Genomic DNA, 242 nt, shown 5'->3' with positions numbered 1-242 from the left:
TGCCCCTCGACGGTGCCGCGCACCCCGAGCCCGGGAAGGGCGTGGAAGCCCTCGACCGGCGGGAGTTCGCCCGCGCGGTCGGCGGCGCCCGCGGCAATGGCGCGGCCCACCGGGTGCTCCGAGGCGTGCTCCACGGCGCCGGCCAGCCGCAGCAGCTCCTTCTCGTCGACGCCCTCGGCCAGGTGCGTGGCGAGCAGGGTCATGCGGCCGGTCGTCACCGTGCCGGTCTTGTCGAGGACGAT

General features: G+C 76.4%; 1 pseudogene. It reads right to left on the bottom strand.

Going from position 1 to position 242, the window contains the following annotated elements:
• Positions 1-242 (bottom strand): annotated as a pseudogene (locus G3I40_RS33940) (HAD family hydrolase); the annotation flags it as partial.

It is taken from the genome of Streptomyces sp. SID14478 (genome assembly GCF_010548525.1).
In the GTDB taxonomy this organism is placed as follows: Bacteria; Actinomycetota; Actinomycetes; order Streptomycetales; family Streptomycetaceae; genus Streptomyces.
The sequence above is the reverse complement of the archived record's forward strand: the minus strand, read 5'-3'. Positions and strand labels throughout refer to the sequence as shown.